Here is a 25,519-nt window from a genome sequence, read left to right as displayed (position 1 = left end):
GCATGGCCGACACCCCGCTTGACCTCGCCCTGGACGCAGCACAGCTCACCGCCCGGCTCGTCGACTTCCCCTCCGTCAGCGGCTCCGAGAAGCCCCTCGCGGACGCGATCGAGAGCGCCCTGCGCGCCCTGCCGCACCTGACGGTCGACCGCTACGGCAACAACGTGGTCGCCCGCACGGACCTGGGGCGGCCGGAACGGGTGATCCTCGCCGGGCACATCGACACCGTGCCCATCGCGGACAACGTGCCCTCCCGGCTGGACGAGGACGGGGTGCTGTGGGGCTGCGGCACCTGCGACATGAAGGCGGGCGTCGCCGTGCAGCTGCGCATCGCGGCGACCGTCCCGGCCCCCAACCGCGACCTGACCTTCGTCTTCTACGACAACGAGGAGGTCGCCGCCGACCTCAACGGGCTGGGGCACGTGGCCGCGGCCCGCCCCGAGTGGCTCCAGGGCGACTTCGCGGTGCTGCTGGAGCCGTCGGACGGCCAGGTGGAGGGCGGCTGCCAGGGCACCCTGCGGGTGCTGCTGAAGACCGCGGGGGAACGGGCCCACTCCGCGCGCGGCTGGATGGGCTCCAACGCGATCCACGCGGCGGCGCCGATCCTGGCGAGGCTGGCCGCCTACGAGCCCCGGTACCCGGTCATCGACGGCCTGGAGTACCGCGAGGGCCTCAACGCGGTGGGCATCACGGGCGGGGTGGCCGGCAACGTCATCCCCGACGAGTGCGTGGTGACCGTCAACTTCCGCTACGCGCCGGACCGTACGCCCGAGGAGGCCCTCGCCCACGTCCGCGAGGTGTTCGCCGACTGCCCGGTGGCGGAGTTCGTGGTGGACGACCACAGCGGCGCGGCCCTGCCCGGACTGTCCCACCCGGCCGCGGCGGCCTTCATCGAGGCGGTCGGCGGCACCCCGCAGCCCAAGTACGGCTGGACGGACGTCTCCCGCTTCTCCGCCCTGGGCATCCCGGCGGTCAACTACGGCCCCGGCAACCCGCACTTGGCCCACAAGCGCGACGAGCGCGTGGAGACCGCCAAGATCCTGGCGGGGGAGGAGCGCCTGCGGGCCTGGCTGACCGCCTGACCTGCCCCGCCGCGCCGGAAGGGGTTTCACGGCGCTGTGTGGCGGACATGCTGAGGTCCCCCGTACGTAACCCGCGTAGATCTACGCTGAAGTGCACGAAACCGCAAGCGGAGGGAGCTCACATGGCTACCGGCAACCCCGAGGGCAAGAAGCGTCCGCCCGAGGAGCAGCGCCTGGGTCCGGTGCTCCGCAGGCGCGGCCAGGTCCAGGCCAGTACGACGGACCAGCGCCTGCTGGACGAGCGGGCCCCCACCGACTGGGTGCACACCGACCCCTGGCGGGTGCTGCGCATCCAGTCGGAGTTCATCGAGGGCTTCGGCACGCTCGCCGAACTGCCGCCCGCCATCAGCGTCTTCGGCTCGGCCCGGACACCGGTGGACTCGCCGGAGTACGAGGCGGGCGTACGGCTGGGGCGGGGACTGGTGCAGGCGGGCTTCGCGGTGATCACCGGCGGCGGCCCCGGCGCCATGGAGGCGGCCAACCGGGGCGCCTGCGAGGCGAACGGCACCTCGGTGGGCCTGGGCATCGAGCTGCCCTTCGAGCAGGGACTGAACCCGTACGTCGACATCGGGCTGAACTTCCGTTACTTCTTCGTCCGGAAGATGATGTTCGTCAAGTACGCGCAGGGCTTCGTCGTCCTGCCCGGCGGCCTCGGCACCCTGGACGAGCTCTTCGAGGCCCTCACCCTGGTGCAGACCCAGAAGGTGACCCGCTTCCCCATCGTCCTGTTCGGCACCGCCTACTGGGGCGGCCTCGTCGACTGGCTCCGCGACACGGTGATCGCCCAGGGCAAGGCAGCCGAGCAGGACCTGCTGCTGTTCCACGTGACGGACGACGTGGACGAGGCGGTCGCGCTGGTGTCGAAGGAGGCGGGCCGCTAGGACGCGCCGGGGGCCGGGTTCGCTACGCCAGGCCCCGCCGGGCCACCGCCGGGGGGCGGTGGCCGGCGATCGACGCCACCATGTCCAGCACCTGCCGGGTCTCCGCCACCTCGTGCACCCGGTACACCTGCGCGCCGAGCCAGGCCGACACCGCCGTCGTCGCCAGCGTGCCCAGCACCCGCTCCTTCACCGGCTTGTCCAGTGTCTCCCCGACGAAGTCCTTGTTGGACAGCGACACCAGCACCGGCCACCCGGTCTCCACCATCTCGCCGAGCCGCCGGGTCGCCTCCAGGCTGTGGCGCGTGTTCTTGCCGAAGTCATGCCCGGGGTCGATCAGCACCGACTCCCGGGGCACGCCCAGTTCCACCGCCCGCTCGGCCAGCGACAGGGTCACCCGCAGGATGTCGGCCATGACGTCCTCGTACGTGACCCGGTGCGGCCGGGTGCGCGGCTGCGCGCCGCCCGCGTGGGTGCACACCAGCCCCGCCCCGTGGCGCGCCGCTACCTCCGCGAGCTTGGGGTCGACGCCGCCCCAGGCGTCGTTCAGCAGGTCCGCGCCCGCCTCGCAGACGGCCTCGCCGACCTCGTGGCGCCAGGTGTCGACACTGATCACGACCTCGGGGAAGCGCCGCCGCACCTCCGCGACGAACCCGACCGTGCGCCGTGCCTCCTCCTCGGCCGTCACCTCCTCGCCGGGGCCGGCCTTCACCCCGCCGATGTCGATGATGGCGGCCCCTTCGGCCACGGCCTGCTCCACGCGCGCGAGCGCGGGCTCGTCGCGGAAGGTGGCGCCCTGGTCGTAGAAGGAGTCCGGGGTCCGGTTCACGATCGCCATGATCACCGGCTCGTGCGGCTCGAATTCCCGCCTGCCCAGCCTGAGCATCCCCTGTGACCTCTCCTCATACGTGCCGGGTGTGCCCCGGGGGTCTCCCCGGGTATGTCCCGGGTCTCTCCCGGGCTTCGGCCGCCTGCGACCCTAACGGTCGGCGTCGCATGGCACGATCGGACCCTGACATATTTCGACTCCGGGGGTGCGGCTTCGGCACGGCCGGCCGGGGCTGAAGCCGACTCGACACTTCCTCGCCGGCGCCGCGCGCGCCGGCTCCGAGCGTGGGGACCTCAAGCGATGGTTATGTTCCTGTTCCTGGTCGTCGCCCTCGCCGTCGTGGTCGCCGCGGTGACACTCGCCGTGGTGGGCGGCGGGGAGAGCGGCCCGCTGCCCGAGGCGGCTCCCGAGCGGCTCCAGGACGCCCTGCCCCCCGACCGGCCGGTCGGCCGCGCGGACGTGGAGCGTCTGCGCTTCCCCCTGGTCGTGCGCGGCTACCGCATGGCCGACGTCGACGACGCCCTGGCCCGTCTCGGCGCCGAGCTCGCCGAACGCGACGCCCGCATCGCCGACCTGGAGGCCGCGCTGGCGGGGGCCCGCGCCGCCGCCCCCGTCCCCGCGGACCGGCCCGCCCCTGTCTCCACGGACAAGCCCGAGCCCGAGGACGGCGAGCGGTGAGCGCCGGTGCCGCCGCGGCCGGGCCGGACGGCGCGCTGCGCTGCCCCTGGGCGCTGTCCACGACCGACTACGTGACCTACCACGACGAGGAGTGGGGCCGCCCCGTCCACGGCGACGACGCGCTGTTCGAACGCCTGAGCCTGGAAGCCTTCCAGTCCGGCCTGTCCTGGATCACCATCCTGCGCCGCCGCCCCGGCTTCCGCGCCGCCTTCGCCGGCTTCGAGATCGCCGAGGTGGCCGCCTTCACAGACGCCGACCGCGAGCGCCTGCTCGCCGACCCCGGCATCATCCGCAACCGCGCCAAGATCGACGCGACGCTCGCCAACGCGCGCGTGCTCGCCGGCTGGGCCCCCGGCGAACTGGACGAGCTCGTCTGGTCGCACGCCCCCGACCCGGCCGGACGCCCCGTGCCCCGGACTCTCGCGGACGTCCCGGCGATCACCCCGGAGTCGACCGCCCTGTCCAAGGCCCTGAAGAAGCGGGGGCTGCGCTTCGTGGGCCCCACGACGGCGTACGCCCTGATGCAGGCGTGCGGCCTGGTCGACGACCACCTGGCGGACTGCGCCGCACGCCGCCGCTGAGCCGGAGCCGGTCATTCGGCCCGGGCGCGGATCACCGCCCCCGGTACACCGGCTTCTCCTTGTTCACGAACGCCCGCACCGCGATGGCGTGGTCCTCGGACGCCCCCGCCCGCGTCTGGAGCTCGTCCTCCTTCTCCAGCGCCTCCTCCAGGGAGTGCGTCAGCCCGAACGCCACGGACTCCTTCAGTGCCGCGTACGCCACCGTGGGACCGGCGGCCAGCGCCCGCGCCACCTGCTCGGCCTCGGCGCGCAACTCGGCGGCGGGGACGACCCGGTTCGCGATGCCCAGCTCGTACGCCTCCTGCGCGCCGATGCTGCGGGGGAAGAGCAGCAGGTCGGTGGCGCGGCCGGGGCCGACGACGCGCGGCAGGGTCCAGGAGACGCCGGAGTCGGCGGTGAGCGCGACGCCCGCGAAGGAGGTGTTGAACGCCGCCGTGTCCGCGACGATCCGGTAGTCGGCGGCGAGCGCGAAGCCGAAGCCGGCCCCGGCCGCCACGCCGTTCACGGCGGCCACCACCGGCTTGGGGGCCCCGGCCAGCGCCCGCACGACCGGGTTGTAGTGCTCCCGCACGGTGCTCATCGTCTGCCCCGAGCCGGCCTCCCGGTCGGCGCCGAGCATCCCGATGTGCTCCTTGAGGTCCTGGCCGACGCAGAACGCCCGGTCCCCGGCGGCGGTCAGCAGCACCGCCCGTACGGCGTCGTCCGCCGCCGCGGACCGCACCGCGTCCCGGAGGGCGACCTTGGTCTCGGTGTTCAGCGCGTTCATCGCCTCCGGGCGGTTCAGCGTGATCGTCGCCAGTGCGTCGCTCACCTCGTAGAGCACGGTGTCGGCCATGGCGTATCCCCTCCGTGTCGCGGCTGCGGGCGTACCGCTCGGTACGTCCGGTGTCTGCTGGACAGCATGACGGAGATCACCGGCGGCGGACGGCGCGCACGGTGTGACCTGCGTCAAAGAGGTCCGGTCCGGGGCCCTTCGGCGGAAGTGGGCGCGGGCGCGCAGTATCGCAGCCGCATCGCCGAATTGAGTGGTTTTGCTCCCGCGCGTTGCCCAAGCGATGCGGACCGATGTTGGTCATCGGGTCCTGAGATGCGGGATAATGGCTTGGAAGCAATGTGTTCGATGCCGGTGTCGCGTGTCCCTAGCCGGACCGCGCGTGCCCTTAGGGGGCCGTCGGCTTTGACGTGAGCTGGTATCAGGAAGGGGAACGAGCATGGCGGCCATGAAGCCGCGGACGGGTGATGGCCCGCTCGAGGTGACCAAGGAGGGGCGGGGCATCGTCATGCGCGTTCCGCTCGAAGGCGGCGGTCGACTCGTCGTCGAGCTGACCCCTGACGAGGCCGACGCGCTCGGCGACGCCCTCAAGAAGGTCGTCGGCTGACGCGCAAGCGACCATAGCCGTTCAGTCGCCCCGGTGCCGCACGCGGTGCCGGGGCGACTGCGTGTACGGGGCCGGCGGCCCGGCCCGCGGGCCGCTACCGCTTCACCGCGCACAGCAGGCCGTCGCCCACCGGCAGCAGCGAGGGCACCAGCTCCTGGCTCTCCCGCACCGTCCGCAGCAGCTCCCGCAGCCGCAGCACCTCGGTCGGCTGCGGCCCCGAGTCCACCGTCCGCCCGTTGGCGAAGGCGCCCTCGAAGACGACGACCCCGCCCGGACGCAGCAGCCGCAACGATTCGGCGAGATACTCCGGGTACTCCAGGCGGTCGCCGTCGCAGAAGACCAGGTCGTAGCCGGCGTCCGCGAGCCGGGGCAGCACGTCCAGCGCCCGGCCGGGGATGAAGCGCGCCCGGTTGCTGGCGAAGCCCGCCGCCCGGAACGCCTGGCGGGCGAACTGCTGGTGCTCCGGCTCCGGATCGACCGTGGTGAGGACCCCGTCCGGCCGCATGCCGTGCAGCAGATGGATCCCGGAGACACCGCAGCCGGTCCCGATCTCCGCGACCGCCTTGGCGTCCACGGTGGCGGCGAGCAACCGCAGCGCCGCGCCCGTACCGGGCGACACCGAGCGCAGCCCCGCCTCGCGGGCCCGGTCGCGGGCCCAGAGCACCGCGTCGTCCTCGGCGACATAGGCGTCGGCGAACGCCCAGCTCGTCTGCCGGTTGCCGGTAATGACCCTCTCCTGTCCCCGTGGTTGCCTCGGGCGTGACTGTATCCGTTGGCGTCGGGAACCCGCAGATGGGACCGGTCGTTCGAAGGGAAGAAGGAAGAAGGCACAGAGACGGCCGGGCTGCGCGGGGAGGCGACGGATGGGCGGGGACCCTGGGGGCGCGCGGACGCCGCGGTACGAGCCGGATCAGCCCAGATCAAATTCTCGTAAAACCGCTTATCCGGAGCTAACGGGCGAGGTGGCTATGGTAGGGGCTCCACTGGACACCACCAGAGCCGACAGGGGAGGTGCGGCCGCGCCTGGGGATCGGGAAGGAGTGCTGCGGCGCCTTCTCAGGTCGGCGGGCAGGCCGAAATCCGTGAACGACACCGCTGCTGACCCCAGCCACGCCGCCGGACGTACCGCCGGCTACGACCGGACCGCGACCTTTTCCAGCGACGCGGACGGGCCGGCGTGGACTCCGCCCACCTGGGAGGAGATCGTCAGCACGCACAGCGGCCGCGTCTACCGGCTCGCCTACCGCCTCACCGGCAACCAGCACGACGCCGAGGACCTCACCCAGGAGGTCTTCGTCCGCGTCTTCCGCTCGCTGTCCACCTACACCCCGGGCACCTTCGAGGGCTGGCTGCACCGCATCACCACCAACCTCTTCCTGGACATGGTCCGCCGCAAGCAGCGCATCCGCTTCGACGCGCTCGGCGAGGACGCGGCCGAGCGGCTGGCCAGCAAGGAGCCCACCCCGCAGCAGGCGTTCAACGACGCGCACTTCGACGCGGACGTCCAGCAGGCCCTGGACACCCTCGCCCCCGAGTTCCGGGCCGCGGTCGTCCTGTGCGACATCGAGGGACTGTCCTACGAGGAGATCGCCGCGACCCTCGGCGTCAAGCTGGGCACGGTCCGCTCCCGGATCCACCGCGGCCGTTCCCAGCTGCGCAAGGCGCTCGCGCACCGCTCCCCGCAGGCGCGCGCCGAGCGCCGCTCCTTCGTGCCCCGCGTTCCCGCACTGGGAGGAGGGGGCGCGAGCGCGTGAGCGGATCACGGCCCACCTCCGAGGGACACCTCGCGGAGCAGCATCTGGGAGACCGACTCGCGGCCCTGGTGGACGGCGAGCTCGGTCATGACGCGCGTGAGCGCGTACTGGCGCACGTGGCCACCTGCCCGAAGTGCAAGGCGGAGGTCGACGCGCAGCGCCGGCTGAAGAACGTCTTCGCCCAGGCGGCGCCGCCGCCGCCCTCGGAGAGCTTCCTGGCCCGCCTCCAGGGCCTGCCCGGGGCGAGCGGCGACGACGGCGGTTCCCCGCTGGGCGGGGGCGGACTTCCCGACGAGCGCGTGGGGCTGCCCGGACGGCACGGCGGCGCCGGACTCTTCGGCGGGAGGCGGAGCGAGCGGTTCGAGTTCGGCTACCTCCCCTCCCGGCCGCACTCCTCCGTCCTGCCGCTCTCCGCGCCGGACCGGGGTTTCAGGGTGCACGACGTCGGCCGGCCCGACGGCGACCGGTCCGCCTCGCGCGGACTGCGGTTCGCGTTCGCGGCGGCCGGGGCCGTGTCGCTGGCCGCGATCGCGCTGGGCGGCGTCACCGCCGGCACCCCGGACACCACCTCGGAGGCGCGCGGCGGCTCCGGTTCCGGCAGCAACGTCACGCCGGCGCGTACCCAGGGCACGGGCGCGACGGGGGTCCCCGAGAGCCAGCGCCGCCGCTCGGCCGGCCCGCTGCCGGCCCAGGTACAGGGCCAGCGGTCGCTCGGCGACACCCCTGTGGCGCCGACCGCGGTCTCCGCGCCGTTGCTGCCCGGGCTGCCCGCCACCGGGCCCGGCCGGCACCGGACGGAGGGCATGCGGGCGCTGACCGCCCCGCTGCCGGCCGGCAGCGCCGTGCTGTCCCCGCTGATACGTCCGCTCGAAGCCCTCCCGCCGCTCGCCCTGACCTCCTGGCCCGTGACCTCCACCGCTCCGGGCCTGCTCGCCGCACCCGGCACGGCCCCCGCCCAGGCCCCCTCCGCCACTCCGCCGGCCCCCTGACGGGAACGGGAATCTGCGCACGCGTGGCTGAACCTGGTTGAATCCGGTGTGGCGCCCCGGAGGCGAGCCACGCCTGCGGAGCCGACGATCTGCGGCCGGCGGTGGGGAGAGCATGAACGAGGGGAAGCCCGCGAAGGCGACGTGGTGGGGTCGGCCTCGCCCCCAGGCCCCCGCCGGACCGGGGGACGGCCCGGCCGCGGACGGAAGCGACGGCGACTTCGAACTGGCGCGCCCCGCGACGCCGGCCCGGCCGGTCGCGGACGACGGCGACTACGAGCTGGAACGGCCTCTGACGGACGCGGGCGGAAGCCCGCGCGCCGGCGATGAGGGCGGGACCCCGGCGGCCGGTTCCGGCGCCGGAGCGCACCACCCACGCCCCGGCGGCACCGGTCACACGGGCGATGCCGCCACGGTCGCCGCCGACGAGGCCGGGCCCACCGCGTCCGCAGCGGCGGCCGTCCCGGCCGGTGAGCGGCACCCGGGCGATCCCGACCCGTACGACACCCCGCCGTACGGCCAGCCGGGCCCCTGGGCCCCCGCACCGCCCGTCCCACACCCCGCGGCGACCCCGGCGCACGGTACGCCGCTGCTCCCGCCGGGGCCGACGCCACCGCCCCCGGCGGGCTCGCCGTCCCCCGTGGCGCCCGGTACGGCCCCCGCGGCGCACTCCCCGGCCGGTCCGCAGCAGCCCCCCGTCCCGTCCGACCCGTGGCGCCGCTACGACCCGTGGGCCGTCGCTCCCGCGCCCCTCCAGCAGACCGGGGCCGCCGTGCTCAGCCGGGAGCAGCGGCGCGGGCGGGCGCGGAAGGCACTCGCCGGCGGGGCCGCGCTGCTCGCCGTCGTCTCCGGGACCGCCGGCGGCGTCGCGGGCGTTTACCTGGAGCGCAACGGCGGTGTGGGCACCGTGGAGCTCCCACAGGCCGGCAAGGAACCGGCCGGACGGGACCCGGACAGCGTGGCCGGGATCGCGGCCCGGGCGCTGCCGAGCGTGGTGACGCTCCACGTCAGCGGCTCGGCGCAGGAGGGGACCGGCACCGGCTTCGTCCTCGACGGCCGCGGGCACATCCTGACCAACGACCACGTCGTGAAGCCCGCCGGAGGCGACGGCGAGATCTCCGTGACCTTCCACAGCGGAGCCACCGCCCGGGCCGAGGTCGTCGGCCGGGACAGCGGATACGACCTCGCCGTCGTACGGGTCAAGGGCGTGCGCGGGCTCACCCCCCTGCCCCTCGGCAACTCCGACAGCGTGCGGGTGGGCGACCCCGTCGTCGCCATCGGCTCCCCCTTCGATCTGGAGGGCACGGTCACCACCGGCATCATCAGCGCCAAGGAGCGGCCCATCACGGCCGGCGGCGGAGAAGGCGACGGCAGCGACGTCTCGTACGTCGACGCCCTCCAGACCGACGCGCCCATCAACCCGGGCAACTCCGGGGGCCCGCTGCTGGACTCGCGGGGCCGCGTCATCGGCATCAACTCGGCGATCCGCTCCGCCGACGGCGGCACCGGCCCGGACGGCGGCCAGGCCGGCTCCATAGGGCTCGGCTTCGCCATCCCGGTCAACCAGGGCAGGCGCGTCGCCGAAGAGCTGATCAACACCGGCCGGGCGACCCACCCGGTGATCGGTGTCACGCTCGACATGAGCTATCCGGGCGACGGCGCCCGCGTCGGCACCGAGGGCGGCGACGGCGGTCCCGCGGTCACCGCGGGCGGGCCCGGCGCGAAGGCGGGGATCAGGCCGGGGGACGTCATCACCGCGGTCGACGGGCAGCGCGTCCGCTCCGGTGAGGAACTGATCGTCAAGACCCGCGCCCACCGCCCCGGCGACCGCCTGGAGCTGACCGTGGAACGCGACGGCGAGGAGCGCAAGGTGTCGCTGGTGCTCGGTTCCGCCACCGGTCACTGAAGGGCGGACACCGCGAAAAGCGAGCACGGACACACACCCGGAGGTCACGGGACGGTACCGGTCGGACGGGATCGGCGGGTACCGTGGTTGCGGCCCGGACCACGGAAGACCCGCGTGCCGCCGTATCGACCAGGCACCGCCGCACAGACCAGCCCGAGGGCCGAGGACCGAGGACATCGCAAGGAGCTTCAGGTGTTCAATGACATAGGACCGCTCGAGCTGGTCACGCTCATCGTGCTCGCGGTGCTCGTGTTCGGTCCGGACAAGCTCCCCAAGGTCATCCAGGACGTGACGCGCACGATCCGGAAGATCCGTGAGTTCTCGGAGAGCGCCAAGCAGGACATCCGGCAGGAGCTCGGCCCCGAGTTCAAGGACTTCGAGTTCGAGGACCTCAACCCCAAGACGTTCATCCGCAAGCAGCTGGACACCGACGACCTGGGGCTGAAGGAGATCCGCAACGGCTTCGACCTGAAGAAGGAGATGGCCGAGGTCGCGGACGCGGTCCACGGCCGCGACTCCGGGCCGTCCCCGGCGTCCGGCGGCACGGCGTCCGGCTCGTCCGGCGGCCGGGTCGACATGACGAAGAAGCCCGAGTCCACCGCCCGCGACGACCGCCCGCCCTTCGACGCGGACGCCACCTGAGCCCAGGGCGCCCGGCGCCTTCCCCGCCTCCGCGCGGTGCCGCGCGGCCAGGCCCGCCGCCTTTGCGGCCGTATGCGAGGTGTTTCCTACTCCATTCCGGTCGCGCACGCCTGCAACGCGCCGCCCGGGCGGCCCCACGCGCCGGGCGGTTTCCCTGCGGCCCCCAGCGGGGTGGCTATGCTGCCGAGTTGTCGTGCGGGCCGTGCGTGAACCAGCAGCGTCGCCCGATGGGGGGCGGACCGTTCCGGTCCGGCCAGAGCGAGGAGGCGTCCGGGAACATGGAGACGACGAGACAGGCGGTCGCGCAGGCGCCGGGCGCGGAGAGCGGTCAGCAGGTCCCCTCCGCCCGGCGCACGGTCGACGGCTACCTGCGGGCGCCCTTCCCCTGGTACGGCCTGGACGAGGAGTTCTCAGGGCCGCGCTGGCTGATGCGGGTCGGCATGGCGGCCGACGGGGCCGTGGAGCACGGTTCGGTCGGACACGGCGACGAGCCGTCGGTGCGCAACGAGCACACGGCCGGCGGCGACAAGGACGCCAAGGAGAAGTTCGCGGTCGTCGTCACCGTCGCCGCCAACCCCGTACGGCACAGCGCGGACGGCACCGGGGTGCTGGAGGCCACGTCGGTGTCCTCGGCGGCCTGGCTGGCCGGTGTGGGCCTGCTGTCGTTCACCTGGCCCGGCCAGATGGACCACTCCCTGCGCGACGACTGGCTGGAGCAGCAGACGGAGACCGCCTGGGTGCTCGCCGACGACCTCGACGGACCGCACTGGTCGACGCTGTCCCTGCCCGTGGACGGCGCGCCCACCACCTTCCACTACCGGGAGTCCGAGTTCGGCTGGGTGCTCGCCGGGTCCACCGAGCGGGGCGTCCACCTCGGCGCCTACGGCAGAGGCATGAGCGCCTACGGCCTGGGCTTCGCCGCGATCAAGGACATCACGGCCTACGCGCAGGCGGGATGACGCGAGGGGGGCGCCGTCCGGCCGGACGGCGCCCCCTGACGCGGAACCCGCGGTGTTCCGGAGTCCGCGGACTCAGAACTTGTTGCGCGGCGTGATCCCCAGCGACAGGCCCGCCAGGCCCCGCTGCCGGCCGCCGAGCTTGCCCGCGATCGCGCGCAGGGCCGAGCCCGCCGGGGAGTCCGGGTCGCTCAGGACGACCGGCCTGCCCTCGTCGCCGCCCTCGCGCAGCCGGACGTCGATCGGGATGGAGCCGAGCACCGGAACGCTGGTACCGGTCGTGCGGGTCAGGCCTTCGGCGACCAGCTGCCCGCCGCCGGTGCCGAACACGTCGACCATCTCACCGCAGTGCGGGCAGGGCAGGCCCGACATGTTCTCGACCACGCCGACGATCTTCTGGTGGGTCTGCACGGCGATGGAGCCGGCCCGCTCGGCGACCTCGGCCGCCGCCTGCTGAGGCGTCGTCACGACCAGGATCTCCGCGTTCGGCACCAGCTGGGCCACCGAGATCGCGATGTCGCCGGTGCCGGGCGGCAGGTCGAGCAGCAGCACGTCCAGGTCGCCCCAGTACACGTCGGCGAGGAACTGCTGGAGCGCGCGGTGCAGCATCGGGCCGCGCCAGACGACCGGGGCGTTGCCCGGGGTGAACATGCCGATGGAGATGACCTTCACACCGTGCGCCGACGGCGGCATGATCATGTTCTCGACCTGGGTGGGACGCCCGTCGGCGCCCAGCATGCGCGGCACGGAGTGGCCGTAGATGTCGGCGTCCACGACACCGACCTTCAGCCCGTCGGCCGCCATCGCCGCGGCCAGGTTCACCGTGACCGAGGACTTGCCGACTCCGCCCTTGCCGGAGGCGACCGCGTAGACCCGGGTGAGGCTGCCCGGCTTGGCGAAGGGCACCTCACGCTCGGTCTGGCCGCCGCGCAGGGCCGCCGCCAGCTCCCTGCGCTGCTCGTCGCTCATGACGTCGAGCGTGACGTCGACGCGCGTGACGCCCTCGACCCGCGAGACCGCCTCCGTCACGCGCTGGGTGATGGTGTCCCGCATCGGACAGCCGGAGACCGTCAAGTACACGGTGACCGCGACCGCCCCGTCCGCGCCGATCTCCACCGACTTGACCATCCCGAGTTCCGTGATGGGCCGGTTGATCTCGGGGTCGTTCACCGTCGCCAGTGCTTCGCGCACCGCGTCTTCCGTAGCCATAAGCACGATGGTACGGCGCCGCCCGCACCCCCCGGAAAGCCCTGTCAGCGGTCGTGTACGTCACTCCCGTCCGGCCGTTCCGCCGGGAATACGCCGGCCTTGTGGCGGTGGCCGTTCTTCCGCTCCTCCAGCTCCTTGGCCAGGTCCTGGAGTTCGGAGCGGATCCAGTCCCGGGTGGCGACCTCGCCGAGGCCGACGCGCAGGGCCGCGATCTCGCGGGTCAGGTACTCGGTGTCCGCGATCGACCGCTCGTTCTGCTTGCGGTCCTGCTCCAGGTTGACCCGGTCCCGGTCGTCCTGCCGGTTCTGCGCCAGCAGGATCAGCGGGGCGGCGTAGGAGGCCTGGAGGGACAGCGCCAGCGTCAGGAAGATGAACGGGTACTCGTCGAACCGCAGACCGGCGGGGACGCTGACGTTCCACACCACCCACACGATGATCACGACGGTCATCCAGACCAGGAACCGCCCGGTGCCGATGAAGCGCGCGATCCGCTCCGACAGCCGCCCGAAGGCGTCCGGGTCCCACTCGGGCAGCACCCGGCGCCGCGGCGGACGCGGCTGGTCCAGCCGGGGGCCCCGGGGCCGGCCGGTGGCCGTCGCCCCCGACACCGCGCGCTCCCGGGCCGTCTCCCGCTCAGGCGCCATCGGCACCCACCCCCTCCTCCAGGTGGTACTCGGTCTCCCGCCAGTCCTCGGGCAGCAGGTGGTCCAGGACGTCGTCCACGGTGACCACCCCCAGCAGCGACCCGGCCTCGTCGACGACGGGCGCCGCCACCATGTCGTACGCGGCGAAGAACCCAGCGACCACGGGCAGCGCCGCGTCCGGCTCCAGAGGCTGGAGGTCGTCGTCGATGATCGAGCCGACCAGCGTGTACGGCGGGTCGCGCAGCAGGCGCTGGAAGTGGACCGTGCCCAGGTACTTGCCCGTGGGCGTGTCGTCGGGCGGCCGGCAGACGTAGACCTGGGCGGCGAGGGCGGGGGACAGGTCGGGGTTGCGGACGCGGGCGAGGGCGTCGGCCACGGTGGCGTCCGGGCGCAGCACGATCGGCTCGGTGGTCATCAGACCGCCCGCGGTGTGCTCCTCGTACGCCATCAGGCGCCGCATGTCGGCCGCGTCGGAGGGCTGCATCAGGCTCAGCAGCCGCTCCTTGTCCTCCTCCGGGAGCTCGCCGAGCAGGTCGGCCGCGTCGTCGGGGTCCATCGCCTCCAGGACGTCCGCGGCGCGTTCCTCCGCCAGCTTGCCGAGGATCTCGATCTGGTCGTCCTCGGGCAGCTCCTCCAGCACGTCGGCCAGGCGCTCGTCGTCGAGGGCGGCGGCGACCTCGGCCCGCCGCTTGGCGGACAGATGGTGCAGGACGTTGGCGAGGTCGGCGGGGCGCAGCTGCTCGAAGGTGGCGAGCAGGTTCTCGGCGCCCTGCCCGTGCTCCTCCAGCGAGAAGCCGGTCACGTCGGACCACTCCACCGTGAGCGTCTCGCCCTTGGCCCGCCGGAAGGCGCCCCCCTTCCTGCCCTTCCGCACGAACACCCGGTCGATTTCCCAGTCCCGGCGGGGCAGCTGCTGCACCGACAGGTCCAGGACGGTGACCTCCTCGCCGGTCTCGACGAGCGTGACCCGCCGGTCGAGCAGCTCGCCGAAGACGAGACGCTCGGTGGGGCGCTGCTCGAACCGCCGCACATTGAGCACACCCGTGGACAGCACCTGGCCGGACTGGATGCCGGTGATCCGGGTCATGGGCAGGAAGATGCGGCGGCGGGTGGGCAGTTCGACGACCAGCCCGAGCATCCGGGGAGGCTTGCGGCCCACCCGGAGCATGACGACCAGATCCCGCACGCGCCCCACCTGGTCGCCGTTCGGGTCGAAGACGGCGACACCGGAGAGGTGCGAGACGAAGATCCGGGGGGCGCCCGCTGCCATGGCCGCGGCTCCTTTTCCTGTCCGTACGGGAGGTTTCGTCGAGGCTGTCGTCAGGTGCGTTCCTTATCCGGAATGCCCGCTCGGGTGGGCTTCAGGCTAGCCCGTACCCATCGGCTCCGCTCTGGCGGGCGGGCCGGACGGACTGGCTCCGCCCGCCCCGCGCGGCACCGGTACTCTGCGGTACGCCGTTGAGACCCCCGTCAGGAAGGCAGCCCCACCTGTGACCGTGATTGCCCAGGGCCGTGACCGCCGGGCCGCGCTGGCGAGCGCGATGTGCGCGCTGATGGTGACGGGGGCGGCGCTGACGGGGTGCGGCGGCGAGGACCCGGACGCGGGCACCAACGGGGTCGGCAAGCTCTCCGCCGAGCAGATCCAGCGCAAGACCCGCGCCGCCGCCGAGTCCGTCGACGCCGTACGCCTGCACGGTTCCGTGGTCACCAGCGGGCGCACCTACACCCTCGACATGCGGCTGAAGTCCGAGGGCGGCACCGGCTCGGTCACCTCCCAGGGAACCACCTTCCGGCTGCTGCGCGTCGGCGAGCAGCTCTTCCTCAAGGCCGACGCCGGTTTCTGGAGCCATGACGGCGACGCCGACGCCGCCGCGGCCGAGAAGCTGGCCGGCAAGTACGTGAAGGTGCCGCAGGGCGACCCCTCGTACAAGAAGTTCAGCGGCTTCACCTACAAGGACGTCCTCCTCGACGGTCTGCTGACCCTGCACGGCAAGGTGGAGACCGACGGGCGGCACGAGCGGGCGGGGCTGCGCACCGTCCGCATCACCGGCGACCAGGGCGCCGGCGGCTCCCTGGACGTCTCCCTGGAGGGGAAGCCGTACCCGCTGCGCCTGACCCGGGCGGGCAGCGCGGGCACGCTCGGCTTCTCCGACTGGGGCAAGGACTTCCCGCTGAAGGAGCCGGCCAAGGACGAGACCCTCGACTACGGCGGGCAGCTGCCGGAGTCATAGGGCCGCGGCGCCGGAACCGCCAGGGGGCGTCAGCGCCGCTTGCGCCGCTTCAGCAGCAGCCGCGGCAGCGCCGCGGGCACCGGACGGCGCGTCGTCGCCGGGGTCGCCACCGGCGCCGCGGCCAGGGAGCCGTCGGGCAGCGGCCGGGTGGCACCCGTGGGCTCCAGGCGGAGCACCCGGCACTCGCGGGCCCACCGCTCGGGCATCGCCTCGCCGTCGGGGGCGTTGAGCCGCTTGCCCTTGAGCTCGGCGACCGCCGCCTGCCACGCCTCGGTACCGGACGCCAGTTCCACGACCGTCGCCGTCCAGGAGACCAGCCGGCCCCCCTTGTCCTTGCTGCGGACCGTCACCTCGGCGGTGTCCCCGCCGGCCAGCCCCGCCAGCGGCTGCTCGCCCGGACCGTCGCCGACCACGCACGCCGCGCCCTCGTGCCAGACGTGCCACAGCGCGCGGGCCGGGCCCGCCGGTCCCTTGACCCAGACGAGGCCGGACTTCTTGGTGGCTTCCTCGATGAGGGCCCGGTCGAGCAGCTCGCTTGTCATGCTCCCCAGCCTATCGAGGCACCCTCACAGCCAGCCGTTGCGCTTGAGCGTGCGGTGGATGCCGAGGCAGATGGCGACCGTGACCCCGAGGACCAGCGGATAGCCGTAGCGCCAGCGCAGCTCCGGCATGTGCTCGAAGTTCATGCCGTACACGCCGCAGACCATGGTGGGTACGGCGATGATGGCGGCCCATGAGGTGATCTTGCGCATGTCCTCGTTCTGCGCGACGGACGCCTGGGCGAGGTTGGCCTGGAGGATCGAGTTCAGCAGCTCGTCGAAGCCGATGACCTGCTCCTGCACCCGGGCCAGGTGGTCGGCGACGTCCCGGAAGTACTTCTGGATGTCGGGGTCGATCAGCCGCATCGGACGCTCGCTCAGCAGCTGCATGGGGCGCAGCAGCGGGGACACCGCCCGCTTGAACTCCAGCACCTCGCGCTTGAGTTGGTAGATGCGGCCGGCGTCCGTGCCGCGCGGGCTGCCCTTGCGGCCCGGCGAGAACACCTCCGTCTCGACCTCGTCGATGTCGTCCTGCACCGCGTCGGCGACCGCGATGTAGCCGTCGACGACGTGGTCCGCGATGGCGTGCAGCACGGCCGAGGGGCCCTTGGCGAGCAGTTCCGGATCGTCCTGGAGGCGGCGGCGCAGGCCGCGCAGCGAGCCCTGCCCGCCGTGCCGGACGGTGATGAAGAAGTCCCGCCCGGTGAAGCACATCACCTCACCGGTCTCGACGACCTCGCTGTTGGCGGTGAGCCGGTCGTGGTCGATGTAGTGGATCGTCTTGAACACCGTGAACAGCGAGTCGTCGTAGCGCTCCAGCTTCGGCCGCTGATGGGCCTGGACGGCGTCTTCCACGGCCAGCGGGTGCAGCCCGAACTCGCGGGCGATCCCGGCGAATTCGGCCTCCGTGGGCTCGTGCAGGCCGATCCAGGCGAACCCGCCGTCGCGGCGCACCAGGCGCATCGCCTCCTGCGGGGTGAGCGGAGCGGCGGTCTCCACCCGCCTGCCGTCGCGGTAGACGGCGCAGTCGACGACCGCGGAGGCGGTCGCGGGGTCGCGGGTGGTGTCGTACGTGCCGGTTTCCTTGCGCAGCGAGACGCGGGACGACGGACGCACCACGGCACGCAGGTCACGGATCATCGACATGGGCAGGCTCCTTCGCGACGGGCAGCGAGCGGCGCCGGTGACGGGTGGAACTACCCGGAATGAGGACGTCCGGACTGAGCGCCTCCCCGCCCTCGGGCAGGGGAAGGATGTTTGGCGCGTCCACAAAGCGGGGAGCACCGCACCGTCGCGGTGGCGGGTTTTCGCTGCTGATGGCTACCGATGGCTACTGATTCAGCTACTGATGCGGACCAGAGGAGATCAGACCGATCAGGCAAAACGAGACGAAGTGCTCTTCCGCGTGAAGGCGCGAGCGCAAGAGGCGGCAGCCGGCGGAGCCGGGTCGAACCGGCGGAACCGGAGCGGCTGTATCAGCGGCCGGAAGAGCGGGTGGTACTGCACGGTCGACTTCGGTCCATGCCAGCCCCACCTCCTCCGGCCGGTCCCTCGTGAGGGACGATCCACACCCCTGTAGGGGTTCCCCGTAGGGGAGATTTCATCTGCGCCGGGGCCTGATGTCGGACGCTTCTGCGTGCGGCCCCGAACCACCGGCCCAGAGTATCAGCCGCCCGGTGTGTCAAGGTGCCGCTTTGCCCGCCGCTGACGAGTTCTATGCTCGCCGCATGGCAGATGTTCTTCCTCTGGTCGAGGCCCGGTTGCGTACCGCGCTGGGCGAACCGGACGCCCGCGCGGCCGTCACCTTCGTCGGCACGGACCGTATCGAGGTGCTCCGTTTCCCCGGCGGCGGCCCGGAGGGCGACATCGTGCGCTACGCCACCCTGGGGATGTCCGCGCACCCCATGACGGATCCCACGGCGATGCTGGCCGACCCGGTCAAGGGCCCCCGCGCCGAACTGGTCCTCTCCGTGCGGGCCGGGCGCGCCGACACCGGCAAGGTGCTCCGCCCGCTCGCCGTGCTCGCCGCGTCCCCGCAGGTGGAGGGCGTGGTCGTCGCCCCCGGCGCCTCCCTGGACGTCGGCGAGCCGCTGTGGCCGGGCGCCCCGTTCACCTCGGTGCTGGTGGCCGAACCGGGCGGCCTGGTGGAGGACCTGGAGCTCGACGCGCCGCTGGACCCGGTCCGTTTCCTGCCGCTGCTGCCCATGACGCCGAACGAGGCCGCCTGGAAGCGGGTGCACGGCGCCCAGGCCCTCCAGGAGCGCTGGCTGACGCACGGTACGGACCTGCGGGATCCGTCCCGCGGGTCCGTACCGCTGGAGTGACCGGTCCCGGCGGAAAGGGGCGCCGCCGTCAGCCGGCGAACGCCGAGACCCCGTCCTCGGTCGCGTGCTTCGGCTCCAGTTCCACCGCTTCGCGAGTGAGCGCCCGGCGCCGTACGGCGACCACGGCGGCACCGGCCAGCGCGGTGACGGCCGCCACCGCGAACGGGATGTGGATGTCGGTCCACTCCTCGATCTTCGGCGCGAGGTAGGGGGCGGCCGCCGCCGCGAACCAGCGCACGAAGTTGTAGCCCGCGCTGGCCACCGGCCGGGGCGCGTCGGAGACGCCGAGGGCCAGCTCCGTGTAGACGGTGTTGTTCACGCCGATGAAGGCGCCGGACAGGATCGTGCAGACGACGGCGGTGGTGTGGTCGCCGTACCCGAGCACGAGCACGTCGGCCGCGAGCAGCACCAGCGAGCCGCCCAGTACCTTCAGGGAGCCGAACCGCTGCTGCATCCGCGGTGCCACGATCACCGAGAACACGGCGAGCAGCACGCCCCACGCGAAGAACACGGCCCCCGACTTGTAGGGGGTCATGTTCAGCACGAACGGCGTGAACGCCAGCACGGTGAAGAACGTGTAGTTGTAGAAGAACGCCGAGACGGCGGCCGAGGCGAGCCCGCCGTGGCCCAGTGCCCTGACCGGGTCCAGCAGCGAGGTCCGGCGGGCCGGCCTGGGCTGCTCCTTCAGGAACGCCGTGATGCACAGGAAGCCGACGGCCATCAGGAACGCGGTGCCGAAGAACGGATAGCGCCAGCTGGCGTCGCCGAGCAGCGCTCCGAGCAGCGGGCCGCAGGCCATGCCGAGGCCGAGCGCCGACTCGTACAGCAGGATGGCGGCGGCGCTCCCGCCGGCCGCGGCGCCGACGATGACCGCGAGGGCCGTCGAGACGAACAGCGCGTTGCCCAGTCCCCAGCCGGCCCGGTAGCCGACCAGCTGGCCGACCGTGCCGGAGGTGCCGGCCAGGCCCGCGAAGACCACGACGAACGCCAGGCCGAGGAGCAGGGTCTTGCGCCCGCCGATACGGCTGGAGACGAATCCGGTCACCAGCATCGCGAGGGCGGTGATGAGGAAGTAGGAGGTGAACAGCAGGGAGACCTGGCTGGCGCTCGCGTTCAGCCCCTGGGCGATGGACGGCAGGATCGGGTCGACGAGTCCGATGCCCATGAAGGCGACCACGGACGCGCCGGCGGTCGCCCACACCGCCTTGGGCTGCTTCAGGATGCTGCCGGCTCCCGCGTCGAACGGGTCCATGCTTGCTCCAATCCCGACCGGTCCCGGTGGATGAGCGGATGGTCGGTGCAAGAGGTCCGGAAATGGTTGGTGTATACACATAGTAAGTTAGATCGTCTAACTAATGCAACATACATCTAACTCTCCGGGCCGACCCGCGCCGCCGCTTTCCGTCCGGATGGGTGATCGTCCTTGACGTGACGGGACAGGGGGAGGACCGTGGAGCTCTATGAGGGGCGAACCCAGTTGCCCGAAGTGTGGTGGCCGGGTCAGGGCTCCCGGCCTCTTCGCCGATTCCTGGCAGTGTGACGTGCACGGCTCCGTGTATCCGCTCCAGCCCGTGATCCCGCCCAGCGTCGAGGCCCTCAGTGTCGTCGTCCACCGCACCCAGGTGCCGGTGTGGATGCCCTGGCCGCTGCCGGTCGGCTGGCTGTTCACCGGCGTGGCCTGCGCCGGCGACGACCGCAGCGGCGGACGCGCCACGGCGGTGGCCTGCTCCGGTCCCGGCCCGCTCGGCGGGATGGGCGAGCTGATCCTCGTCGCCGAGGAACTCGGCGTCGGTCTCGGCGCGCGGTACGCGGGCATCGACGCCCCGGATCCGGGGCCGTACCTGGACGTCGGGAAGCCGGCCCAGGCCAAGGTGCTGGCCGGCGGGCGGCCCACCCCGCTGTGGCATGTCTCCGGCGCCCCGGCCGACCGCGCCGTCTTCGCCGGCGAGGCGCTCGGTATGTGGCTGTGGGCCGTGGTGTGGCCCGAGCGGTCGGGGCTGCTGATGTACGACGAGCTGGTCCTGGCCGATCTGCGGGACGCCGGCGCCGAGGTGGAGCTGGTGCCGTGCGGGGCGCTGTCCCCACGGCTGATCGAGCCCTGAGGGGCCGGGTGGCGATGTAGGGGGCGTACTGCTGGTTCGGCTGTGACAGGGGCAGGCGAGAATCCGGTTATCCTTGAGCGTCCCCTTCCGTACCGTCATCGCCTGGAGTCAGCGTCGTGCGCATCGATCTGCACACCCACTCCACCGCGTCCGACGGTACGGACACCCCGGCCGAGCTGGTACGCAAAGCGGCCGCGGCCGGTCTGGACGTCGTCGCGCTGACCGACCACGACACCACCCGCGGACACGCCGAGGCGGTCGCCGCGCTGCCCGAGGGGCTGACGCTGGTCACCGGAGCGGAGCTCTCCTGCCGTCTCGACGGCGTCAGCATGCACATGCTGGCCTACCTCTTCGACCCCGCGGAGCCGGGGCTGCTCGCCGAGCGGGAGCTGGTCCGGGACGACCGGGTGCCGCGTGCCAAGGGCATGGTCGCCAAGCTCAACGAGCTGGGCGTGCCGGTCACCTGGGAGCAGGTCGCGCGCCTGGCCGGCGACGGCTCGGTCGGCCGTCCGCACCTCGCCTCCGCCCTCGTCGAGCTGGGCGTGGTGCCCACCGTGAGCGACGCCTTCACCGAGCAGTGGCTGGCCGACGGGGGACGGGCCTTCGTGGCGAAGCACGAGACCGACCCCTTCGAGGCGATCCGGCTGATCAAGGGCGCCGGCGGGGTCTCGGTCTTCGCGCACCCGGCCGCCGTCAAGCGCGGCCGTACGGTGCCCGAGGCCGCGATCGCGGAGATGGCCGCCGCCGGGCTCGACGGCATCGAGGTCGACCACATGGAGCACGACGCCGGCACCCGGGCGCGGCTGCGCGGGCTGGCGAAGGAGCTGGGGCTCCTGGTGACCGGGTCCAGCGACTACCACGGCAGCCGGAAGACCTGCGGGCTCGGCGAGTACACGACCGACCCCGAGGTGTACGGGGAGATCACGCGACGGGCGTTCGGGGCGTTCCCGGTGCCGGGGGCCGGCGGGGCCTGAGGCCGCCCGCTCCCGCGCGCCGGCCTCGGCACGCTCTTCCCGCACTTCCCCGGACCACCCCGCAAGGCATACCCATGTTCGACGTCGCCGTCTTCGGCTCCCTGTTCCTCACCCTGTTCGTCATCATGGATCCCCCAGGGATCACCCCGATCTTCCTCGGCCTGACCGCCGGCCGGCCCGCCAAGGCGCAGCGGCGGATGGCCGCGCAGGCCGTCTGCGTCGCCGGCGGCGTCATCACCGTCTTCGGTGTGCTGGGGCACCGGATCCTCGACTACCTGCACGTGTCCGTGCCCGCGCTGATGATCGCGGGCGGGCTGCTGCTTCTGCTGATCGCGCTGGACCTGCTCACCGGCAAGACCGACGAGCCCAAGCAGACCAAGGACGTCAACGTCGCGCTCGTGCCCCTGGGCATGCCGCTGCTGGCCGGGCCCGGTGCGATCGTGTCGGTCATCCTCGCCGTGCAGAAGGCCGACAGCGTCACCGCGCAGGTGTCGGTGTGGTCGGCGATCCTCGCCATCCACGTGGTGCTGTGGCTGGCGATGCGCTACTCACTGCTGATCATCCGGGTCATCAAGGACGGCGGCGTGGTGCTGGTGACGCGGCTCGCGGGCATGATGCTCTCCGCCATCGCCGTCCAGCAGATCATCAACGGCCTCACGCAGGTGATCCAGGGCGCCTGAGGCGCGCCACACGGACGGAGCCCCTGTACGGCAGGTCCGTACAGGGGCTCCCCGCGTCGTATGCGAAGACTCCGCGCTACGAGGCCGGGGCGGCGGCCGGGCGGATCCACAGGCGCTGCCCGATGGCGGCGGCCTGCTGGACGATTCGGTTGACGGAGGCGGCGTCCACGACCGTGGTGTCGACGGGCGTACCGTCGATGTCGTCGAGTCGCATGACTTCAAAACGCATGTGTGCCTCTCCCTTCGTCTGGTCATCCTCCTGAGGAGAACTACTGGTGGGGAAGCCGGGGCAGTGGTGCTCCCGGTTCCGTTCATAGTCAACGCGCTGTTTGTTACAAACATTCCCTACGCTAAAGAAAATTTTCGAACGACTAATTACTGCTCGGTAAGCGTTCGTTCCTGATCGCCGCCGCCTGAGCTGGAGGACTCGGGGGGACTCTGAGGGACCGATCGGGACCGGTTGTGTTCGCAGTGTGACCGCCGGGACAATGGCAGGAATGAACGACGACCTCGCGGCCCTCAGTGCCCGCATCGACCGCACCAACGAGCTGTTGCAGCGCATGCTCGCCGAGGTGGCGAAGACTCCGTCTACCCACGCGATCTTCGTCGATGCCGGGTATCTCTACGCCGCGGCGGGCCGGCTGGTGGCCGGGACCGAGGACCGCCGGGCCTTCGACCTGGACGCCGAAGGGCTGATCGAGGCGCTGATCGACCGGGCCCGCTCGATCTTCGCGGACAGCCGGCTGCTGCGGGTCTACTGGTACGACGGCGCCCGGCGCCGCATTCACACCGCCGAGCAGCAGTCCATCGCCGAGCTCCCGGACGTGAAGGTCCGCCTGGGCAACCTCAACGCCAACAACCAGCAAAAGGGCGTCGATTCCCTCATCCGCTCCGATCTGGAGTCACTGGCCCGGCACCGCGCCATCAGCGACGCGGCCCTGCTCGGCGGCGACGAGGACCTGGTCTCGGCGGTCGAGGCGGCCCAGGGCTTCGGCGCCCGCGTCCATCTGTGGGGCATCGAGGCCCCCGAGGGGCGCAACCAGGCGGAGCCGCTGCTGTGGGAGGTCGACAGCCAGCGCACCCTCGACCTGGACTTCTTCAAGCCGTACGTCTCCCGCCGCACGGCCCCCGCCTTCGAGCCGGCCGGGACGGCCCGGCCGGCCCGCGAGGACGTCCGCTTCGTCGGCGCGCAGATCGCGGCCAAGTGGCTGGCGGCCCGGGGGAGGGACGCACTGGTCGAGCTGCTGCCCGGCCACCCGTACCTTCCCGGGTCGGTCGACCAGGACCTCCTGGTGGAGGCGGAGGAGCTGTTGCAGTACTCGCTGCGCGGCCAGGCCGATCTGCGGCGGGCGCTGCGGGACGGGTTCTGGGACCACTTGCAGACGCAGTACTAAGTGCCCCGGCAGGCAACGTTCGCCCCGTAGCGACGCCCGGCACGCTCCCCCGGGCTCTCCGAGCAGGGGACCCCCACTCGCCGCACCGGGCACAAGCACCAAGTACGTCCAGTACGAGGACTTGCACCCGGCACTCCCCCCAGCCTTCGGCCGGGGGGACCCCAGAGCACGCGCCGGACACCGCTCCTCGACGGGCAAACGTTGCCTGCCGAGGCACTGGCGGCCGGGCCCGGGCGGCCGGGCCTACCGGCTCGCGGCGGCCGTCCGCGGACCCGGTACGCCATCCCAGAAGCCGGCGAGGGCACGCGCGGTCGGCACGGGCCGGTCCGTGTTGGGCGAATGCTCGGCACCGGGAACGACGGTCCGGCGCGCCCGCAGCCGTACGGCCATGTCGTCGAGGAGCGGCACCGGCCAGGTGTCGTCGCGTTCCCCCGACACGACGTGGAACGGCAGGGGCAGCGCGGCCAGTTCGGCGACCCGGTCCGGCTCGGTGCACAGCTGGCGGCCCGTGGCGAGCAACTGGGCCGGGCGGGTGCCCAGCCAGCGCTGGCGCAGCCGCTCCTCGTCCACGGGGCCGCGGACGGGGCCGCCGGCCTCCTCGGGCGGCCCCATGGCCCGCATGGTCTCCCACACCTGCTCCATCGTCATCACGGCCAGCGCCTCCCGCAGCAGCTTCACGCGCTGCTGCTGGGAGACGGAGATCTGGGCCGGGCCCGAGGAGACCAGGGTGAGGGAGCGGAAGGGGGAGGGGTCGAGCAGTACGGCGGCGCGGGCGATCTGGCCGCCGAGGGAGTGCCCGAGCAGGTGCACGGGCGGCCCGAGGGCGGCGGCCTGCGCGAGTACGTCCCGCGCCAGTTCCCGCTGGGTGTAGGCCGACTCGTCGTGCGCGGGCCCGTCGGTCTCGTACTGCCCTCTTCCGTCGACGGCGACGGTACGGTAGCCGCGCGCCGCGAGCGGCTCGTGCAGCAGGGTGAAGTCCTCCTTGCTCCCGGTGAACCCCGGCAGCATCAGCGCCACGCCCTTCGGCTCGGCACCGCCGGCCACGGGCGAATCGACGACGGCGAACTCGCCGCGCGCGGTCCGCAGACGGTACGTGCGCGCGTTCGGCGGCGGGGCGAAGGCGGCGTTCCTGCTCACGGGCAGAGCGTATCGGGCGCCGCGGTGGCCCGGACGACGCCGGCCCGGTCCCGCGCGGCCCGGTCCCGCGCGGGGCGGGACCGGGCTGGACGGGGACCGGAGGAGATCAGCCTTCCGCGGACTCCGCGGGCTGAGCGGCGGCAGCCGTGGCCTTGCGGGTGCGGCGGGCCTTCGGCTTGGCCTCGGCCGCCTCGCCCGAGGGCTCGCCGGCGTCGGCCGCCACGGCCTTGCGGGTGCGGCGGCGCGGCGCGGCCTCCGGCTCCTGCGTCGCCTGCGCCGGGATGTCCGCGGTGACGGGCTCCGCCTCGGCGGCCGCCTTCCGGGTGCGGCGGCGCGGCTTGGCCTCCGCGGCTTCCGAAGCCTCCGGGGTTTCCGGGGTCTGCGCCTTGGCGGTGGCCTTGCGGGTGCGGCGCGGCTTGGCCTCCGCGGCTTCCGAAGCCTCCGGGGCCTCCGCCTTGGCGGCGGTCTTCCGGGTGCGGCGCGGCTTGGCCTCGGCGGGCTCGGCCGTCTCCGTCGTGGGCTCCGCGGCGGCGGTGGCCTTGCGGGTGCGGCGCGGCTTGGTTTCCGTGGCCTCGGCCGTGTCGGCGCCGGTGGTCTCCGCCTTGGCGGCGGTG

27 protein-coding genes and 1 pseudogene are annotated in these 25,519 nt (G+C 72.9%); 16 read left to right on the top strand and 12 right to left on the bottom strand.

Translation table 11 applies throughout. The features are described 5' to 3' along the window. Nucleotides 1-2: 2 nt before the first annotated feature. Both dapE and AB0L74_RS03110 read left to right on the top strand, forming a co-directional pair. Nucleotides 3-1,082, top strand: a complete 1,080-nt coding sequence (gene dapE, locus AB0L74_RS03115) for a succinyl-diaminopimelate desuccinylase (RefSeq protein ID WP_365644974.1) — start codon at nt 3-5, stop codon at nt 1,080-1,082. Between the two features lie 122 nt (nt 1,083-1,204). Beyond that, nucleotides 1,205-1,963 (top strand): TIGR00730 family Rossman fold protein, encoded by a 759-nt coding sequence (locus AB0L74_RS03110; RefSeq protein ID WP_365644972.1) that lies wholly within the window; start codon nt 1,205-1,207, stop codon nt 1,961-1,963. A 22-nt stretch (nt 1,964-1,985) separates the two neighbouring features. On the opposite strand, the gene folP is transcribed toward AB0L74_RS03110, so the two are convergent. Beyond that, the gene (gene folP / locus AB0L74_RS03105) at nt 1,986-2,846 is read right to left on the bottom strand and encodes a dihydropteroate synthase (RefSeq protein WP_365644970.1); all 861 of its coding nucleotides are present in this window, start codon (nt 2,844-2,846) and stop codon (nt 1,986-1,988) included. Between the two features lie 243 nt (nt 2,847-3,089). Here folP and AB0L74_RS03100 point away from each other — a divergent pair, with 243 nt between their 5' ends. Both AB0L74_RS03100 and AB0L74_RS03095 read left to right on the top strand, forming a co-directional pair. After that, nucleotides 3,090-3,467 (top strand): DivIVA domain-containing protein, encoded by a 378-nt coding sequence (locus AB0L74_RS03100; RefSeq protein WP_365644968.1) that lies wholly within the window; start codon nt 3,090-3,092, stop codon nt 3,465-3,467. After that, on the top strand, nt 3,464-4,048 hold the full coding sequence (locus tag AB0L74_RS03095) for a DNA-3-methyladenine glycosylase I (RefSeq protein WP_365644966.1): 585 nt from the start codon (nt 3,464-3,466) through the stop codon (nt 4,046-4,048). Before AB0L74_RS03100 ends, AB0L74_RS03095 begins: the two co-directional genes overlap by 4 nt. 31 nt (nt 4,049-4,079) lie before the next feature. Here AB0L74_RS03095 and AB0L74_RS03090 read toward each other — a convergent pair whose 3' ends face one another. Beyond that, nucleotides 4,080-4,883: an enoyl-CoA hydratase-related protein gene (locus AB0L74_RS03090; RefSeq protein WP_365644964.1), complete on the bottom strand. Its 804-nt coding sequence runs from the start codon at nt 4,881-4,883 to the stop codon at nt 4,080-4,082. Nucleotides 4,884-5,259: 376 nt separating this feature from the next. On the opposite strand from AB0L74_RS03090, the gene AB0L74_RS03085 reads away from it, so the two are divergent. Next, entirely contained in the window at nt 5,260-5,427 is a 168-nt protein-coding gene (locus AB0L74_RS03085; RefSeq protein WP_003966491.1) for a DUF3117 domain-containing protein, read from the top strand. 94 nt (nt 5,428-5,521) lie between these two features. Here the strand turns inward: AB0L74_RS03085 and AB0L74_RS03080 are convergent, their stop codons facing one another. Next, the gene (locus AB0L74_RS03080) at nt 5,522-6,196 is read right to left on the bottom strand and encodes an O-methyltransferase (RefSeq protein ID WP_365645085.1); all 675 of its coding nucleotides are present in this window, start codon (nt 6,194-6,196) and stop codon (nt 5,522-5,524) included. 199 nt (nt 6,197-6,395) lie between these two features. On the opposite strand from AB0L74_RS03080, the gene sigE reads away from it, so the two are divergent. From sigE to AB0L74_RS03055, 5 genes are all read left to right on the top strand, one after another. After that, a complete protein-coding gene (gene sigE / locus AB0L74_RS03075; RefSeq protein ID WP_365644962.1) occupies nt 6,396-7,181 on the top strand; it encodes an RNA polymerase sigma factor SigE in 786 nt (261 codons plus the stop codon). Next, complete coding sequence (locus AB0L74_RS03070; RefSeq protein WP_365644960.1) at nt 7,178-8,170, top strand: zf-HC2 domain-containing protein; 993 nt, start codon at nt 7,178-7,180, stop codon at nt 8,168-8,170. Before sigE ends, AB0L74_RS03070 begins: the two co-directional genes overlap by 4 nt. A 112-nt stretch (nt 8,171-8,282) precedes the next feature. Next, on the top strand, nt 8,283-10,073 hold the full coding sequence (locus AB0L74_RS03065) for a trypsin-like peptidase domain-containing protein (protein WP_365644958.1): 1,791 nt from the start codon (nt 8,283-8,285) through the stop codon (nt 10,071-10,073). A gap of 192 nt (nt 10,074-10,265) precedes the next feature. Next, the gene (locus AB0L74_RS03060; protein ID WP_365644956.1) at nt 10,266-10,715 is read left to right on the top strand and encodes a sec-independent translocase; all 450 of its coding nucleotides are present in this window, start codon (nt 10,266-10,268) and stop codon (nt 10,713-10,715) included. A gap of 278 nt (nt 10,716-10,993) precedes the next feature. Beyond that, nucleotides 10,994-11,674, top strand: coding sequence for a hypothetical protein (locus tag AB0L74_RS03055; protein WP_365644954.1), 681 nt, complete (start codon nt 10,994-10,996; stop codon nt 11,672-11,674). A gap of 72 nt (nt 11,675-11,746) precedes the next feature. On the opposite strand, the gene AB0L74_RS03050 is transcribed toward AB0L74_RS03055, so the two are convergent. From AB0L74_RS03050 to AB0L74_RS03040, 3 genes are read right to left on the bottom strand one after another with little or no spacing between them, the layout of a single operon-like run. Further along, nucleotides 11,747-12,880, bottom strand: coding sequence for an Mrp/NBP35 family ATP-binding protein (locus tag AB0L74_RS03050; RefSeq protein ID WP_365644952.1), 1,134 nt, complete (start codon nt 12,878-12,880; stop codon nt 11,747-11,749). Between the two features lie 44 nt (nt 12,881-12,924). Continuing rightward, complete coding sequence (locus tag AB0L74_RS03045) at nt 12,925-13,524, bottom strand: DUF1003 domain-containing protein (RefSeq protein WP_365645083.1); 600 nt, start codon at nt 13,522-13,524, stop codon at nt 12,925-12,927. Beyond that, entirely contained in the window at nt 13,514-14,794 is a 1,281-nt protein-coding gene (locus AB0L74_RS03040; RefSeq protein ID WP_365644950.1) for a CBS domain-containing protein, read from the bottom strand. The genes AB0L74_RS03045 and AB0L74_RS03040 overlap by 11 nt, the downstream gene beginning before the upstream one ends. A 220-nt stretch (nt 14,795-15,014) precedes the next feature. Here AB0L74_RS03040 and AB0L74_RS03035 point away from each other — a divergent pair, with 220 nt between their 5' ends. Then, complete coding sequence (locus tag AB0L74_RS03035) at nt 15,015-15,755, top strand: hypothetical protein (RefSeq protein ID WP_365644948.1); 741 nt, start codon at nt 15,015-15,017, stop codon at nt 15,753-15,755. 29 nt (nt 15,756-15,784) lie between these two features. Here AB0L74_RS03035 and AB0L74_RS03030 read toward each other — a convergent pair whose 3' ends face one another. Both AB0L74_RS03030 and AB0L74_RS03025 read right to left on the bottom strand, forming a co-directional pair. Continuing rightward, the gene (locus AB0L74_RS03030; protein WP_365644946.1) at nt 15,785-16,297 is read right to left on the bottom strand and encodes a hypothetical protein; all 513 of its coding nucleotides are present in this window, start codon (nt 16,295-16,297) and stop codon (nt 15,785-15,787) included. A gap of 24 nt (nt 16,298-16,321) precedes the next feature. Next, the gene (locus AB0L74_RS03025) at nt 16,322-17,440 is read right to left on the bottom strand and encodes a magnesium and cobalt transport protein CorA (protein WP_365644944.1); all 1,119 of its coding nucleotides are present in this window, start codon (nt 17,438-17,440) and stop codon (nt 16,322-16,324) included. A 581-nt stretch (nt 17,441-18,021) separates the two neighbouring features. Between AB0L74_RS03025 and AB0L74_RS03020 the strand changes: the two genes are divergently transcribed. Beyond that, the gene (locus AB0L74_RS03020) at nt 18,022-18,618 is read left to right on the top strand and encodes a suppressor of fused domain protein (protein ID WP_365644942.1); all 597 of its coding nucleotides are present in this window, start codon (nt 18,022-18,024) and stop codon (nt 18,616-18,618) included. A gap of 28 nt (nt 18,619-18,646) precedes the next feature. Here AB0L74_RS03020 and AB0L74_RS03015 read toward each other — a convergent pair whose 3' ends face one another. Further along, nucleotides 18,647-19,870, bottom strand: coding sequence for an MFS transporter (locus tag AB0L74_RS03015; protein ID WP_365644940.1), 1,224 nt, complete (start codon nt 19,868-19,870; stop codon nt 18,647-18,649). A gap of 208 nt (nt 19,871-20,078) precedes the next feature. On the opposite strand from AB0L74_RS03015, the gene AB0L74_RS03010 reads away from it, so the two are divergent. The 3 genes from AB0L74_RS03010 to AB0L74_RS03000 all read left to right on the top strand — a co-directional run bounded on the left by AB0L74_RS03010 (nt 20,079) and on the right by AB0L74_RS03000 (nt 22,374). Next, complete coding sequence (locus AB0L74_RS03010) at nt 20,079-20,720, top strand: DUF6758 family protein (RefSeq protein WP_365644938.1); 642 nt, start codon at nt 20,079-20,081, stop codon at nt 20,718-20,720. A gap of 116 nt (nt 20,721-20,836) precedes the next feature. After that, nucleotides 20,837-21,694 carry a PHP domain-containing protein gene (locus AB0L74_RS03005; RefSeq protein WP_365644936.1) on the top strand — a complete coding sequence of 286 codons (858 nt, stop codon included), beginning with the start codon at nt 20,837-20,839 and terminating at the stop codon, nt 21,692-21,694. 74 nt (nt 21,695-21,768) lie between these two features. Continuing rightward, complete coding sequence (locus AB0L74_RS03000; RefSeq protein ID WP_365644934.1) at nt 21,769-22,374, top strand: MarC family protein; 606 nt, start codon at nt 21,769-21,771, stop codon at nt 22,372-22,374. Between the two features lie 76 nt (nt 22,375-22,450). Here the strand turns inward: AB0L74_RS03000 and AB0L74_RS02995 are convergent, their stop codons facing one another. After that, nucleotides 22,451-22,603, bottom strand: coding sequence for a hypothetical protein (locus AB0L74_RS02995; RefSeq protein WP_365644932.1), 153 nt, complete (start codon nt 22,601-22,603; stop codon nt 22,451-22,453). A gap of 259 nt (nt 22,604-22,862) precedes the next feature. On the opposite strand from AB0L74_RS02995, the gene AB0L74_RS02990 reads away from it, so the two are divergent. Further along, complete coding sequence (locus AB0L74_RS02990) at nt 22,863-23,768, top strand: NYN domain-containing protein (protein WP_365644930.1); 906 nt, start codon at nt 22,863-22,865, stop codon at nt 23,766-23,768. A gap of 243 nt (nt 23,769-24,011) precedes the next feature. Here AB0L74_RS02990 and AB0L74_RS02985 read toward each other — a convergent pair whose 3' ends face one another. Together AB0L74_RS02985 and AB0L74_RS02980 are read right to left on the bottom strand one after the other, a co-directional pair. Beyond that, complete coding sequence (locus AB0L74_RS02985; protein ID WP_365644928.1) at nt 24,012-24,905, bottom strand: alpha/beta hydrolase; 894 nt, start codon at nt 24,903-24,905, stop codon at nt 24,012-24,014. A gap of 106 nt (nt 24,906-25,011) precedes the next feature. Beyond that, nucleotides 25,012-25,519 (bottom strand): annotated as a pseudogene (locus AB0L74_RS02980) (DEAD/DEAH box helicase); the annotation flags it as partial.

This window comes from Streptomyces sp. NPDC052020, assembly GCF_040680575.1.
Classification (GTDB): domain Bacteria; phylum Actinomycetota; class Actinomycetes; order Streptomycetales; family Streptomycetaceae; genus Streptomyces.
The sequence above is the reverse complement of the archived record's forward strand: the minus strand, read 5'-3'. Positions and strand labels throughout refer to the sequence as shown.

Coding starts and splice junctions, on each gene's coding strand:
- dapE (WP_365644974.1), top strand. CDS start 3: ATGGCCGACACCCCGCTTGACCTCGCCCTGGACGCAGCACAGCTCACC.
- AB0L74_RS03110 (WP_365644972.1), top strand. CDS start 1,205: ATGGCTACCGGCAACCCCGAGGGCAAGAAGCGTCCGCCCGAGGAGCAG.
- folP (WP_365644970.1), bottom strand. CDS start 2,846: ATGCTCAGGCTGGGCAGGCGGGAATTCGAGCCGCACGAGCCGGTGATC.
- AB0L74_RS03100 (WP_365644968.1), top strand. CDS start 3,090: ATGGTTATGTTCCTGTTCCTGGTCGTCGCCCTCGCCGTCGTGGTCGCC.
- AB0L74_RS03090 (WP_365644964.1), bottom strand. CDS start 4,883: ATGGCCGACACCGTGCTCTACGAGGTGAGCGACGCACTGGCGACGATC.
- AB0L74_RS03085 (WP_003966491.1), top strand. CDS start 5,260: ATGGCGGCCATGAAGCCGCGGACGGGTGATGGCCCGCTCGAGGTGACC.
- sigE (WP_365644962.1), top strand. CDS start 6,396: ATGGTAGGGGCTCCACTGGACACCACCAGAGCCGACAGGGGAGGTGCG.
- AB0L74_RS03065 (WP_365644958.1), top strand. CDS start 8,283: ATGAACGAGGGGAAGCCCGCGAAGGCGACGTGGTGGGGTCGGCCTCGC.
- AB0L74_RS03055 (WP_365644954.1), top strand. CDS start 10,994: ATGGAGACGACGAGACAGGCGGTCGCGCAGGCGCCGGGCGCGGAGAGC.
- AB0L74_RS03050 (WP_365644952.1), bottom strand. CDS start 12,880: ATGGCTACGGAAGACGCGGTGCGCGAAGCACTGGCGACGGTGAACGAC.
- AB0L74_RS03045 (WP_365645083.1), bottom strand. CDS start 13,524: ATGGCGCCTGAGCGGGAGACGGCCCGGGAGCGCGCGGTGTCGGGGGCG.
- AB0L74_RS03040 (WP_365644950.1), bottom strand. CDS start 14,794: ATGGCAGCGGGCGCCCCCCGGATCTTCGTCTCGCACCTCTCCGGTGTC.
- AB0L74_RS03030 (WP_365644946.1), bottom strand. CDS start 16,297: ATGACAAGCGAGCTGCTCGACCGGGCCCTCATCGAGGAAGCCACCAAG.
- AB0L74_RS03025 (WP_365644944.1), bottom strand. CDS start 17,440: ATGTCGATGATCCGTGACCTGCGTGCCGTGGTGCGTCCGTCGTCCCGC.
- AB0L74_RS03020 (WP_365644942.1), top strand. CDS start 18,022: ATGGCAGATGTTCTTCCTCTGGTCGAGGCCCGGTTGCGTACCGCGCTG.
- AB0L74_RS03015 (WP_365644940.1), bottom strand. CDS start 19,870: ATGGACCCGTTCGACGCGGGAGCCGGCAGCATCCTGAAGCAGCCCAAG.
- AB0L74_RS03010 (WP_365644938.1), top strand. CDS start 20,079: ATGAGGGGCGAACCCAGTTGCCCGAAGTGTGGTGGCCGGGTCAGGGCT.
- AB0L74_RS03000 (WP_365644934.1), top strand. CDS start 21,769: ATGTTCGACGTCGCCGTCTTCGGCTCCCTGTTCCTCACCCTGTTCGTC.
- AB0L74_RS02995 (WP_365644932.1), bottom strand. CDS start 22,603: ATGCGTTTTGAAGTCATGCGACTCGACGACATCGACGGTACGCCCGTC.
- AB0L74_RS02990 (WP_365644930.1), top strand. CDS start 22,863: ATGGCAGGAATGAACGACGACCTCGCGGCCCTCAGTGCCCGCATCGAC.